The organism is Rhodococcus sp. NPDC056743 (assembly GCF_042790355.1).
Taxonomy (GTDB): domain Bacteria; phylum Actinomycetota; class Actinomycetes; order Mycobacteriales; family Mycobacteriaceae; genus Rhodococcus_F.
The window spans coordinates 60,084-73,036 of the sequence record NZ_JBHTZI010000004.1; the positions used below are offsets into that span (position 1 = coordinate 60,084).

Consider the following 12,953-nt stretch of genomic DNA (forward strand, 5'->3'; position numbering starts at 1 on the left):
AGGGGCGTTGGCGGGCCAGGGAAAGAAAAAGATCGGCTCGTTGGAAGAGCGCAAACGACGCACAGTGCGCATCCTCCTTGCGGTGTGCGTGGTCGCGGTAGTCGCGATTGCGGCAGTGCTGGTCGTCGCACTGGGAACTTCCGAGGAACCCACACAGAACGCGATTGTCACGACATCGCCACAACCGAGTCCGGTGACGCCGGCGCCGCAGGTAGTTCCCGTTCCGGCGGACGCACCGATGCCGTCGGAGGCTGGTATTGCCGCGGCTGTCGGACCAGCTGTCGCGAACCCTGATCTGGGCAAGTTCACCGGCGTCGTCGCTGATGCGCTGACCGGAAAGGTTCTGTGGAGCGCCGACCCGTCGACGCCCATGACGCCGGCATCCACCACGAAAGTCCTCACCGCAGCCGCCGCGCTGCTCGCATTGCCGCTCGATCATCGAGTGGCGACGACAGTGGTCCAAGGTTCAGTGCCGGGGCAATTGGTGCTGGTCGGTGGCGGTGACCCGACTCTGACCGCAACTCCCAAGGGTGAAAGCGGGTACTACGCAAACGCTGCGCATATCGCCGATCTTGTCGATCAGATCAAGGCGTCGGGAACGCAGGTGGACAGCGTTGTCGTCGACAGTGGTCTGTTCAAAGGCGACACCATGGCACAGGGATGGTTCCCGGCCGATATCGCTGCGGGATACATCACACCCATCGAATCGGTGATGATCGAGGGCGGTCGATTCGACGGCTCCATGGACGAGTCGCCGCGTTCGGAAACTCCCGCTTTGGATGCGGGCAAGGTTCTGGCACAGGCACTGGGTGTCGACGTGGCCAACGTCTCGGCAGGAACGGCGCCCGCCGGCGCAAAGTCGATCGCGAGCGTGCAGTCTGCACCGCTCAGCGATCGACTGATCCAGATGATGGAGCATTCCGACAACGTGCTCGCCGAGACGATCGGGCGTGAGGTGGCGATTGCCTCAGGCAGCGAAGCATCGTTCGTAGGGGCCGTGGACGGTACTGCCAAGACTTTGCGTGCAGCAGGCTTCGAATACACCGGTGTGACGCTCTTCGACTCCAGCGGGTTGTCTGTGGACGACCTCATCCCGGCCGAGGTTCTCGATCGAGTGATGACTGCCGCAGCGGGAGACGGCGACCCGAAACTGCGGCCGCTGCTCGACTACCTGCCCGTTGCCGGTGGAACCGGCAGCTTGTCCGACCGATATGCGTCGGGCAACCGAACGGGCGCAGGATGGGTGCGCGCCAAGACGGGAACTCTGTCGACGGCTAGTGCGTTGTCAGGTTTTGTAGTGGATCAAAACGGACGAGTGCTCACCTTTGCGCTCATGTCCAACGATCGACCACCGGAAGTCAGCCGTCCGGCTTTGGACGCCATCGCCGGAGCATTGAGGAATTGCGGGTGCCAATAGTGGCAGCAGAGAACGACTCGACAACTCTGGGTGGAGCGGTCGACTGGAGTCTCGCGACCAAAGCCGGCATCAAATTCGCTCGCGGCGGTCCGGCCATGTCGCGCTACACCGCCGAAACTGCTACCGCAGAGCTGGCCGACGCGTCGAAACGCGCCGAACTGCCGGTGCGCGACGTGACCGGTCTGGCCGACGGTCTGCCCGTTCCGGCAGCGGAAGTTCTCGATCGCGCCGGCTGGATCACCGCGGCGTCGCGGTCGATGGCGCATCTCACCGGTGCCGATCCGGACGGCAACGGAAATCTTCTGGTCGGCAAGCCCGCCGGGTTGCAGGCCGGCGCGATGCTCGCCTATCTGTCGTCCGCGATTCTCGGGCAGTACGACCCATTCACCGGCGAAAACGGCACACTGCTTCTGGTCACTCCCAACATCGTGTCCGTCGAGCGTTCGCTTCGGCTCAACCCGAGTGATTTCCGGCTGTGGGTCTGCCTGCACGAGGTGACGCACCGCGTGCAGTTCTCGTCGTCGCCGTGGTTGGCGGATTACATGAAGGAATCCGTCGAAACGTTGAGCGCGAGCGTCGACGAGTCGATGACCGACGTCGTGGGGCGTCTCACTGCCGAACTGCGGTCCCGGAAAGACCCTGCCGCAGACGGTGACGCCGCCCCCGGCGGAATCATCGGGCTGTTGCGTGCGTCGCAGGCGGAACCGCAACGCGACGCGCTCGATCGCATGCTGGTTCTCGGCACGCTGCTCGAAGGTCACGCCGATCATGTGATGGACGCGGTCGGGCCCGCTGTGGTGCCGTCCGTCGCCACGATTCGCGCCGCCTTCGACAAGCGTCGGCAACGCAAGTCCAATCCGGTGCAGCGCATTATCAAGATGCTGCTCGGCATGGACGCCAAGATGGCGCAGTACGTTCGAGGCAAAGCGTTTGTCGACGCCGTGGTTCTCAAGGTCGGGATGGAGCAGTTCAACACGATCTGGACCGGCCCGGAAACGTTGCCGTTGCTCGACGAGATCGACAATCCCGACGCGTGGGTGACACGCGTGCTCGGCTAGACGGTGCTGCCTGAAACTGCGTCGCTGCTGGAATTGCGGTTGGCTCTGAGGCGATGGCTGCGTCTCTACCGCTCGCACGGTCCGGTGTGTGTGGCGTTGTCCGGTGGTGCCGATTCTCTGGCACTGACTGCTGCTGCGGTGGCGGAAGCGGAGTCGGTGGACGCGCTGATCGTCGACCACCGCCTGCAGCAGGGCTCGGACGTCATTGCACGTGCCGCCGCTGACCAGGCACTGGCGCTGGGAGTTCGATCCGCACGGGTGCTCACTGTCGACGTCGACAGCAACGGCAGCCTCGAGGCCGCCGCCCGCGATGCGCGTTACGAGGCGCTCGGCAGCAGCAGGGGAGAAGCGCCGGTTCTGCTCGGCCACACACTCGACGACCAGGCCGAAACGGTTCTCCTCGGTCTCGCCCGCGGGTCCGGCGGCCGATCCATTCAGGGAATGCAGGCCTTCGACGATCCGTGGGGTCGGCCACTTCTGGGTGTGCGACGCGGCGTGACCCGAGCCGCGTGCCAAGACCTGTCGATCACGCCGTGGGACGATCCGCACAACACCAACAACGAGTTCACGAGGGTTCGTCTGCGGCACGAGGCCTTGCCGTTGCTCGAACAGATTCTTGGTGGCGGAGTTGCCGAAGCACTAGCCCGCACGGCCACACAATTGCGTGAGGATGGGCAGGTTCTCGACGCGCTTGCCGACGCCGTGCTCCTTCGCGCTGTCGTCGACGGGGAAGTGGAAGTGGACACACTTGCCGAATCGGCCGGCGCGGTCCGTCGACGCGTTCTCCGGAGCTGGCTTTTCGAGGGCGGGGCAAAAGCGTTGACGGACAAGCAGTTACGTGCAGTCGACGCGCTGATTACCGATTGGCGGGGTCAAGGTGGCGTTGCAATCGGTGGCGGAACCCCGGAGTCGAGGTTGGTAGTGGTTCGTCGACGTGGCAGGCTGGCCGTCGGATTCGAAGACCGACGAAGGGTTTGACGCGTGTACGAGGGTGACATCGCATCGGTACTGATTACCGAGGAACAGATTCGTCAGCGAACGGCGGAACTGGCCGAGGAAATCGCCAAGCGTTACCCGGTGGGAGCTCCCGAGGGGGATCTGCTGCTGATCGGTGTACTCAAAGGCGCAGTCTTCTTCATGACGGACTTTGCCCGCGCGCTCCCGATTCCGTCGCAGATGGAGTTCATGGCCGTCAGCTCCTACGGATCCTCGACCTCGTCGTCGGGCGTCGTGCGCATTCTCAAGGACCTCGACAAGGACATCGCCGGCCGCCACGTGCTGATCGTCGAGGACATCATCGACTCCGGTCTCACACTCTCCTGGCTGATGCGCAACCTCAAGACCCGAAACCCAGCGTCACTCGAGGTAGTCACCCTGCTTCGCAAGCCCGACGCCGTGAAGATCGACGTCGACGTTCGTGACGTCGGGTTCGACATTCCCAATGAGTTTGTCGTCGGCTACGGACTCGACTACGCCGAGCGTTACCGCGATCTGCCGTACATCGGATTGCTGGATCCCGAGGTCTACGGGGGCTGAACTCGCTGCGTCGCCTGACGTAGGAGTGGGTGTTCGCTCACAGGGAACTATGCACTGTGGTTGCTCGGGAACCTCGTGGTCCTGGTCGTCGTTGAAGTTGCAGACGATCATTTCGATCAACCTCGACGGCTGCTGACGGGCACAGACGGGACCGACCACGGTAACCTGCAGGTGTCCGGTTGACAGCCGGCGGCGACCGGCAGACCCGCACTCCCGAAAGGACCGGCCACTTCGGCCGACCTGTATGAACCGTAAGACTGTGTTCCGTAACGTGCTACTCGTAGCCGTCGTGCTGATGGTGATCTACGCCTTCAGTTACTTCGGTAACGACACCCGTGGCTTCAAGACCGTCGATACGTCGGTCGCGATCTCCCAGATAGACGCCAAAAACGTCACGTCTGCGCAGATCGACGACCGTGAGCAGCAGGTCCGCCTGTGGCTCAAGGAAGGTAACGACGCGACTGATGGCCAGACGCAGATCTTGGCGAAGTACCCCGAGAGTGCGTCCCAGCAGATCTTCCAGGACATCGAGGGTGCCGGGCTCGAGAAGTTCAACACCACCGTCACCACTCAGAGTTGGTTGACGTCGATTCTGCTGTTCGTCCTGCCGATGATCATTCTGTTCGGCATCTTCTTCTTCGTCATGAACCGCATGCAGGGCGGTGGGGGTCGTGGCGGCGTGATGGGCTTCGGTAAGTCGAAGGCCAAGCAGCTGTCCAAGGACATGCCCAAGACCACGTTCGCCGATGTCGCCGGTGCGGACGAAGCTGTCGAAGAGCTGTACGAAATCAAGGACTTCCTGCAGAATCCGACGCGCTACCAGGCTCTCGGTGCCAAGATCCCGCGCGGCGTTCTGCTGTACGGGCCTCCCGGTACCGGTAAGACGCTGCTCGCTCGCGCTGTTGCAGGCGAAGCCGGCGTCCCGTTCTTCACGATCTCCGGTTCGGACTTCGTCGAGATGTTTGTCGGTGTCGGTGCTTCGCGTGTTCGTGACATGTTCGAGCAGGCCAAGCAGAACAGCCCCTGCATCATCTTTGTCGACGAGATCGACGCCGTCGGTCGTCAGCGCGGCGCAGGTCTCGGCGGCGGACACGACGAGCGTGAGCAGACTCTTAACCAGTTGCTCGTCGAGATGGACGGCTTCGGTGACCGCACCGGCATCATCTTGATCGCCGCAACCAACCGCCCCGACATCCTCGACCCGGCACTGCTGCGTCCCGGCCGCTTCGACCGTCAGATTCCGGTCGGCGCCCCCGACCTGGCCGGCCGCCGCGCAATCCTGCGTGTTCATTCGCAGGGCAAGCCGATCGATCCCAATGCAGACCTCGAGGGTCTCGCCAAGCGAACCGTCGGAATGTCGGGCGCCGATCTAGCCAACGTCATCAACGAAGCCGCGCTGCTCACAGCGCGCGAAAACGGCACCGTCATCACGGAAGCCTCTCTGGAAGAATCCGTCGACCGCGTTGTCGGTGGACCGCGCCGCAAGAGCCGCATCATCAGCGAGCACGAGAAGAAGATCACCGCGTACCACGAGGGTGGACACACTCTTGCGGCGTGGGCGATGCCCGACATCGAGCCCGTCTACAAGGTCACCATCCTCGCTCGCGGTCGCACCGGCGGCCACGCGATGACCGTGCCCGAGGACGACAAGGGTTTGATGACACGCTCCGAGATGATCGCTCGTCTCGTGATGGCGATGGGTGGACGTGCTGCGGAGGAATTGGTCTTCCACGAGCCCACCACCGGAGCGTCGTCGGATATCGACATGGCGACCAAGATCGCTCGCGCGATGGTCACCGAATACGGCATGAGCGCCAAGCTCGGTGCAGTCCGCTACGGGCAGGAGGGCGGCGATCCGTTCCTCGGCCGCTCGATGGGCGTGCAGTCCGACTACTCGCACGAGATCGCCCGCGAGATCGACGAGGAGGTGCGCAACCTCATCGAGGCCGCGCACACCGAAGCGTGGGCAATTCTCAGCGAGTACCGTGACGCCCTCGACCTCATTGCCAGCGAACTGCTCGAGCGTGAGACGTTGACCCGCAAGGATCTGGAGAAGATTCTTGCTGGCGTCGAAAAGCGTCCGCGCATCACGGCTTTCAATGATTTCGGTGGCCGCACGCCGTCGGATCGTCCGCCGGTCAAGACGCCGCGCGAATTGGCGATCGAGCGTGGCGAGACGTGGCCGGAGCCGGCTCCGGCACCCGTACTCGTGAAGTCCGCTGCGGCAACCAACGGTACCTCCAACGGCTACGCGCAGCCCAATGCTCCGCAGCAGCCTGCTGCGCCCCAGCAGCCCGCACCTGCGCCGGGTACTCCCGACTACGGTGCACCGGCCGGTTGGTCGGCTCCGGGTTGGCCGCCGCGCGAGAACCAGACGCAGGCCTACCCCGGCCAGCAGTCCGGCGGATACCAGGGCACTCAAAACCAGGGCGCTCCCAACCAGGCACAGCCTGCTCCGGGCCAGTACGGTCAGCCGGCGCCGGGTCAGTACAGCCAGCCCGCGCCCGGTCAGTACGGTCAGCCGCAAAGCCATCCGGGTGAGCAGGCCTACGGTCAGCAGAATCCGGGCCAGCAGAATCCGGGTCAACAGAACCCGAGTCAGCAAAATCCGGGCCAGCAGCAGAATCCCGACCAGCAGTACCAGGGGCAGCCTCAGTACCCGACCCAGCACTACACGGGTCAACAGGGTCAACCGAGCTACCCGGTGCAGTACCCGGACGGTGGGCCGTTTGCCGATCCGAACCGCGGAAATGCCGGTGGAAACACGGGCGTCGAGGGCCAGGATCGGTGGCTGGCGCCGGAGTCTGATCCCAACGCCACGTCGAGTGACGACGGACCGAGCACCATGCGCTGGGACGGACCGGACGGATCTCGCTGACCAACCGCCGATAGGCTCATGCGGCGGGGTATGAAACAAACTCTCGAGGAGCGTTCGGTTGTCGGTGAATGAAGTGGTCAGTGAACTGGTATCGGTTGAAACAGGACGGCCGTTCGATCAGGCACGTGCAGAAGCAGCAGTTCGTGAATTGTTGATCGCGGTGGGCGAGGATCCGGATCGTCCCGGTTTGCTCGACACACCGGCACGGGTGGCTCGGTCGTACAAGGAGATCTTTGCCGGGCTGTACTCCGAACCGGATCAGGCGCTCAACACCACGTTCGACGAAGGACATCAGGAACTGGTGCTCGTGCGAGACATTCCGATGTACTCGACCTGTGAGCACCACCTGGTTTCGTTCCACGGAGTGGCACATGTCGGCTACATCCCGGGTAAATCCGGCAAGGTCACCGGCCTGTCCAAGTTGGCCCGCGTTGTCGATCTGTACGCCAAGCGACCCCAGGTCCAAGAACGGCTGACCAGCCAGATCGCCGATGCGTTGATGCGCAAACTCGATCCGCGCGGCGCCATCGTGGTCATCGAGGCAGAGCATCTGTGCATGGCGATGCGTGGTATCCGTAAGCCCGGCGCGAACACGACGACGTCGGCTGTTCGTGGGCTCCTGCAGTCCAGCGCGGCCTCGCGTTCCGAGGCTCTGGACCTCATACTCCGTAAGTGAGCGTCGTGAACTCCGCGAGCAGCGTGTCGACGGATCCGGGTCGGACGCTGGTGATGGGGGTCCTCAACGTCACCGCTGATTCATTCTCGGACGGTGGCCAGTTCCTCGATCGAGATGCGGCGCTTGCTCGCGGACTGGAACTGAAGGCTCTTGGCGTCGACATCGTCGATGTCGGTGGCGAATCGACCCGGCCGGGAGCCTCGCGAGTTGATCCGAAAGTGGAAGCGGGACGGGTAGCGCCGGTCATCGAAGAGTTGGTGGCCGCGGGTATCCGCGTCAGCGTCGACACCATGCGGGCATCGGTTGCCGCTGCCGCGATCGAAGCCGGCGTCGACATCGTCAACGACGTATCCGGCGGACGTGCAGATGCAGACATGGCGTCGGTGGTTGCCGATGCCGGGGTTCCGTGGGTTCTGATGCACTGGCGTTCTGCGAGTCACTACGTGCACCGCGGCAGTGCCGATCACTACGACGACGTTGTCGCCGACGTACGTGACGAACTCCTGACTCAGGTCGACCTCGCGTTGAAGGCGGGCGTCGATACCTCTGCCATCATCCTCGATCCAGGTCTCGGGTTCGCCAAGAACGCCGACCACAACTGGGCACTGCTGCGGGCGCTGCCCGAGTTCACGGCGTTGGGTTTCCCCGTTTTGGTCGGGGCGTCGCGTAAACGTTTCCTCGGCTCGCTGCTCAGCGGCTCGGACGGAACGCCGAGGCCACCCGCCGGTCGGGAAACAGCGACGGCGGTAGTCTCCGCGCTTGCTGCCCGTGAGGGCGCGTGGGGTGTTCGTGTTCACGACGCCCAGGCGTCACTCGACGCCATCGCTGTTGTGGAAGCGTGGTCTCGTGGACGGGAAAGGGACTGACATGGGCGATCGGATCGAGTTGCGAGGACTGAAAGTCCGTGGCAATCATGGTGTTTTCGACCATGAGAAGCGTGACGGTCAGGATTTCTTCATCGACATCACGGTCTGGATGGACTTGGCCCCGGCGGCCGCATCGGACAATCTCGAACACACACTGCACTACGGCGAGTTGGCCGAGGCCGCCGCAGCGATTGTCGGTGGACCTTCACGCGATCTCATCGAAACCGTTGCCGCCGAGATCGCCGACAACGTCATGACGGATTCGCGGGTGCAGAGCGTCGAAGTTGTGGTCCACAAGCCGTCGGCGCCGATCCCACTCGTGTTCGCGGACGTTGCCGTCGTTGCTCATCGGACGAGGCAGCAATGACTCGGGCCGTTCTGTCGATCGGTTCCAACATCGGCGATAGCCTGGCCCATTTGCAATCTGCGGTAGACGGTCTCGGAGACGCCGTAGTGGCTGTGTCACCGGTGTATTCGACCGCGCCGTGGGGTGGCGTCGAACAGCAGGATTTTCTCAATGCCGTCCTACTCGTCGACGATTCGACGGCCGGAAGCTACGACTGGCTTCTGCGGTCACGCAAACTCGAGGAAGACGCCGATCGGGTGCGTGATCAGCGGTGGGGTCCGCGGAGCTTGGACGTCGACGTGGTGGATTGCGAAGGAATAATCAGTGCGGATCCGGAACTGACTCTGCCGCACCCGCGGGCGCATCTGCGAGCTTTTGTACTCATTCCCTGGCTTGACGTCGAACCAGGTGCAACTTTGATGGTCGATCAAGAGGTGCGTGCCGTTGCGGAGGTTCTCGCGAACCTCGATCGCTCGGAGCGCGACGGAGTGCGCGTCACGGATTCGGTTCTGATTCGGTGACCGAACAGGATCGGGGCATGAAGCCGACAAAAATCAGCGAACTACTGGTTTTGACCGGGGTGGCCGCGGTTGCCACCTGGATTCTGATTCGTGTGTTCTACGGTTCGATGCCGCCGATCCCGGTGTACGCCGGTGCGTCGTTGTATCTGGCCGCCATCGCCGAGGTGGTCCTCGCGTTCGTCATTCGGTCCCGGATCAAGGGAAGTCAGATCGGGGACGGTTACCGACAACTGCACCCGATTGCGGCGGCACGGGCGCTCGCGCTCGCCAAAGCGTCAGTACTGGTCGGTTCAGCTACCACCGGTGTCTGGATCGGGGCGCTGGTGTATCTCATCCCACAACGATCCGTTTTGAAAGCTGCCGCCGAGGACACGCCTGGTGCGTGGGTCGGACTCGGGGCAGCAATTGCGCTGGTAGCGGCCGCGTTGTGGCTCGAACACTGTTGTAAGACGCCAGAAGATACACCGGACGAGCCGGCGCACTGAGCGCTGCGGTAGGCGAATCGCATGGGTAAGGTCCATGGCACCTGCGCTCTCGGCAAGTACCCTGGCAACCATGACGAATTCTGGTCGATCGAAGTCTGCGCGCCGTAGCAAGCGCAGCGCGAGCCAGATGATCGTTGCCGGTCTTCTTGCTCTCGCCGTCATCGCCTCACTGTTTCTGATCTTCAGTAACAGTGTTCAACTTCTTCGCGTCGGACTGGTGGTGGCGCTCTGGGCAGCCACGCTGGGCGCGATCGCGATGACGAAGTACCGCCGCGAATCAGCGCTCGACAAAGCCAAGGTTGCGGACCTGCAGACCGTGTACGAACTGCAACTAGAGCGTGAGATTTCCGCCCGCCGCGAATACGAATTGAGTGTCGAAGGTCGTATTCGCCGTGAAGTCGGCGCCGACTCGGCTGAGCTGTCGGCGCTCCGCGAGGAGCTCGTGGCGCTACGACGCAATCTCGAAGCGCTCTTCGACGGCGGACTACTCCCAGAACGCCCGGCATTGAAGGCGGACTCGACGCGCGTCGGAGAACTCGGTGGCGGTTCGTACAGTGCATATCAACCGGCAGCATCGGGCCTGTACGTACCCGGTGCCGGTCAGAATGCCACCAATTCCCCAAGCCCTCAGGTAGGTGGCTTGGCGTCGCCGAACGACGATCCGGTCACCGCTGAAACCACCGTCGTGTTCGAGGAAGTCGCGTGGCGCGAGGCAGCTGCGAAGAATGCGTCCGCCAAAGTTGCTCCGGTGAAACGCAATTCGCAGCAGACGCAAGGTGCTGCGCGCGGCGATAACCGTGAGCCGGCTGTTGCCCCGGTGAAGCCTGTGGCTGTCACGCCTCCGGTCGCGAAGCCTGCGGTTGTGAAGCCCGCCGTTGTGAAGCCCGCCGTTGTGAAGCCTGCGGTTGAAGAGTCGGTCGTCGAAGAAATCGCTGAAGTGGTCGAAGAGCCGACGGTCACACCTGCAAGCAGTGCTCCGGGGCCGACGGTCGCACCTGCAAGCAATGCTCCGGAACCAGCATCCGAACCCACGGAAGAACCGCGGCGTCGGCGCCGCGCTGTTCCGGACAGTACTGACAGCGGTGCGCACTCCAACGGTTTGACGGTGGCCGAGATCATGGCAAACCTCAGTTCCGCGAATCCGGCGGAAGGCTCAGGTCGCCGTCGGCGACGTGAGGATTGAGAGAGTTTGAGTCCTAGATCACTCGCTCGTCCATAGCGTCGCGTCTGGCGTGGGGGATATCCTCGTCGAAGAACGTCTGGTACCCGCCGAGCGGGACTGGAACGAACGAGAGGAATCCGGTGACTTCCTTCGGGATCACTAACGGACCTGTGCCTGCGCGATTGACAGTGGGAATTGTCTCGGCAGGGCGGGTCGGAACTGCGGTAGGTGCCGCACTCGAGCGCGCTGGACACATTGTCGGGGCGTGCTCTGCTGTCTCGGCGGCGTCGGTTGCGCGGGCAACCAAGCGACTGCCCGATTCCGAAATCCTGCCTGCCACTGATGTTGCAGCTCGCTCGGAACTGTTGATCCTGGCTGTTCCGGACGATCAACTGGCGGACCTGGTCAAGGGCCTGGCGGCTACACAGGCAGTCAAGCCGGGGACGCTCGTCGCCCACACGTCCGGTGCCAACGGGATTGCCATCCTGGCTCCGTTGACGGAACTGGGCGCGCTGCCTTTGGCTATCCATCCGGCGATGACGTTCACCGGGCATGACGAGGACACCGCACGGTTGTCGTCGGCGTGCTTCGGGATCACCGCGGCAGATGACATCGGGTACGCGATCGCTCAATCCCTGGTCCTCGAGATCGGCGGCGAACCGGTTCGCGTCCGCGAGGAGAACCGCGCGCTGTACCACGCTGCATTGGCGCACGGCAGTAATCACCTCGTCACGCTGGTCGTGGATGCCGTCGAGGCGCTGCGCGCGTCGTTGCAGGGAGATGAGCTGCTCGGTCAGCAGTTGATCGACGGCGATCCCGGGGGAGTCGCCGAGCGGGTCTTGCAACCACTTCTCTCCGCTGCCCTCGACAACGCACTACGACGCGGCCCGTCGGCATTGACGGGTCCGGTGGCTCGCGGTGACGCCGCGGCCGTCGAGACACATTTACGAGTACTGACGGATCTCGACCCGGAGCTTGCAGCCGGATATCGAGCGATGTCCTTGCGATCGGCCCAGCGGGTGGGCGCCCCCACCGAATTGTTCGACATCTTGACTGAAACGGGAGGTGACCGTCGTGAGTGATTTGCAGGGCGGATACAAGCGCGGCGAACTGACAGTGCACCACGAGCCGGACATGATTCGGCGCGTATCGAAGGCCCTGCGCGGAGTGGGGCGCCAGGTGGCGTTGGTTCCGACGATGGGTGCTCTGCATGCCGGGCACATCGAGTTGGTCCGTCAGGCCAAGATCACCGGTGCGGTTGTCGTCGTGTCGATCTTCGTGAATCCACTGCAGTTCGGCGCTGGCGAGGATCTGGACGCGTACCCGCGCACGCTCGACGCAGACCTCGATCTGCTTCGGGCCGAGGGCGTCGAGTTGGTGTTCGCGCCGAGCGCGAAGACGATGTACCCGCGTGGTCAGCGCACGACCGTCATGCCGGGTCCGTTGGGTAGCGAGCTCGAAGGCGGAGCCCGCCCGACGCACTTCGCCGGCATGCTGACGGTGGTGGCGAAGCTGCTGCAGATCGTGGCTCCCAACCACGCGTACTTCGGGGAGAAGGACTACCAGCAGCTGACGCTGATCCGTCAGATGGTGTGGGATCTCAACTTCGACGTGCAGGTCATCGGTGTTCCGACGGTCCGCGAGTTCGACGGACTCGCATTGTCCTCACGCAACCGTTACCTCGACGAGGGCCAGCGGACCGCGGCTGTGGCATTGTCGGCGGCATTGATCGCGGGCGCTCATGCTGCCGCCGGTGGTGCGGAAGCGATCCTCGACACTGCGCGCGCCGTTCTGGCCGCCGTTCCCGAGATCGAGGTCGATTACCTCGAAGTTCGTGGTGTTGATCTCGGGCCAGCCCCGGAGCGGGGTGACGGCCGACTGTTGGTGGCCGCCAAGCTCGGTACCACCCGGTTGATCGACAACGTGGGAGTCGCGGTGGGAACCGGATTCCTCGAACGTGACACCGACCCTTCCGCCGACGCCATTGACGACCTGCTGTCTCACTGAG

14 protein-coding genes are annotated in these 12,953 nt (G+C 63.5%); 13 read left to right on the plus strand and 1 reads right to left on the minus strand.

What is annotated here, in order from left to right; genetic code table 11:
* The first annotated feature begins 7 nt into the window (after positions 1-7).
* The 11 genes from dacB (at position 8) to ACFRFQ_RS10345 (ending at position 10,966) form a co-directional block, all read left to right on the plus strand.
* Positions 8-1,417, plus strand: a complete 1,410-nt coding sequence (gene dacB, locus ACFRFQ_RS10295) for a D-alanyl-D-alanine carboxypeptidase/D-alanyl-D-alanine-endopeptidase (RefSeq protein WP_378656480.1) — start codon at positions 8-10, stop codon at positions 1,415-1,417.
* Positions 1,408-2,475 carry a zinc-dependent metalloprotease gene (locus ACFRFQ_RS10300; protein WP_378656482.1) on the plus strand — a complete coding sequence of 356 codons (1,068 nt, stop codon included), beginning with the start codon at positions 1,408-1,410 and terminating at the stop codon, positions 2,473-2,475. The genes dacB and ACFRFQ_RS10300 overlap by 10 nt, the downstream gene beginning before the upstream one ends.
* A gap of 3 nt (positions 2,476-2,478) precedes the next feature.
* On the plus strand, positions 2,479-3,453 hold the full coding sequence (tilS, locus tag ACFRFQ_RS10305; protein ID WP_378656485.1) for a tRNA lysidine(34) synthetase TilS: 975 nt from the start codon (positions 2,479-2,481) through the stop codon (positions 3,451-3,453).
* A gap of 3 nt (positions 3,454-3,456) precedes the next feature.
* Positions 3,457-4,011 carry a hypoxanthine phosphoribosyltransferase gene (gene hpt, locus ACFRFQ_RS10310; RefSeq protein ID WP_378656488.1) on the plus strand — a complete coding sequence of 185 codons (555 nt, stop codon included), beginning with the start codon at positions 3,457-3,459 and terminating at the stop codon, positions 4,009-4,011.
* Positions 4,012-4,255: 244 nt separating this feature from the next.
* Entirely contained in the window at positions 4,256-6,889 is a 2,634-nt protein-coding gene (gene ftsH, locus ACFRFQ_RS10315) for an ATP-dependent zinc metalloprotease FtsH (protein WP_378656491.1), read from the plus strand.
* A 58-nt stretch (positions 6,890-6,947) separates the two neighbouring features.
* Positions 6,948-7,565: a GTP cyclohydrolase I FolE gene (gene folE / locus ACFRFQ_RS10320; RefSeq protein ID WP_033236318.1), complete on the plus strand. Its 618-nt coding sequence runs from the start codon at positions 6,948-6,950 to the stop codon at positions 7,563-7,565.
* A gap of 53 nt (positions 7,566-7,618) precedes the next feature.
* A complete protein-coding gene (gene folP, locus ACFRFQ_RS10325; RefSeq protein ID WP_378657391.1) occupies positions 7,619-8,431 on the plus strand; it encodes a dihydropteroate synthase in 813 nt (270 codons plus the stop codon).
* A gap of 1 nt (position 8,432) precedes the next feature.
* On the plus strand, positions 8,433-8,798 hold the full coding sequence (folB, locus tag ACFRFQ_RS10330; RefSeq protein ID WP_378656495.1) for a dihydroneopterin aldolase: 366 nt from the start codon (positions 8,433-8,435) through the stop codon (positions 8,796-8,798).
* Complete coding sequence (gene folK, locus ACFRFQ_RS10335; RefSeq protein WP_138871672.1) at positions 8,795-9,298, plus strand: 2-amino-4-hydroxy-6-hydroxymethyldihydropteridine diphosphokinase; 504 nt, start codon at positions 8,795-8,797, stop codon at positions 9,296-9,298. The genes folB and folK overlap by 4 nt, the downstream gene beginning before the upstream one ends.
* Positions 9,299-9,315: 17 nt before the next feature.
* Positions 9,316-9,783, plus strand: a complete 468-nt coding sequence (locus tag ACFRFQ_RS10340; RefSeq protein WP_378656498.1) for a DUF3180 domain-containing protein — start codon at positions 9,316-9,318, stop codon at positions 9,781-9,783.
* Between the two features lie 70 nt (positions 9,784-9,853).
* The gene (locus tag ACFRFQ_RS10345; protein WP_378656501.1) at positions 9,854-10,966 is read left to right on the plus strand and encodes a DUF6779 domain-containing protein; all 1,113 of its coding nucleotides are present in this window, start codon (positions 9,854-9,856) and stop codon (positions 10,964-10,966) included.
* 13 nt (positions 10,967-10,979) lie between these two features.
* Here the strand turns inward: ACFRFQ_RS10345 and ACFRFQ_RS10350 are convergent, their stop codons facing one another.
* Positions 10,980-11,105: a hypothetical protein gene (locus tag ACFRFQ_RS10350; RefSeq protein WP_260684529.1), complete on the minus strand. Its 126-nt coding sequence runs from the start codon at positions 11,103-11,105 to the stop codon at positions 10,980-10,982.
* Between ACFRFQ_RS10350 and ACFRFQ_RS10355 the strand changes: the two genes are divergently transcribed.
* Positions 11,086-12,027, plus strand: a complete 942-nt coding sequence (locus ACFRFQ_RS10355) for a Rossmann-like and DUF2520 domain-containing protein (protein WP_378656504.1) — start codon at positions 11,086-11,088, stop codon at positions 12,025-12,027. The genes ACFRFQ_RS10350 and ACFRFQ_RS10355 overlap by 20 nt on opposite strands.
* Complete coding sequence (panC, locus tag ACFRFQ_RS10360) at positions 12,020-12,952, plus strand: pantoate--beta-alanine ligase (RefSeq protein ID WP_378656507.1); 933 nt, start codon at positions 12,020-12,022, stop codon at positions 12,950-12,952. The genes ACFRFQ_RS10355 and panC overlap by 8 nt, the downstream gene beginning before the upstream one ends.
* Position 12,953: the final 1 nt, after the last annotated feature.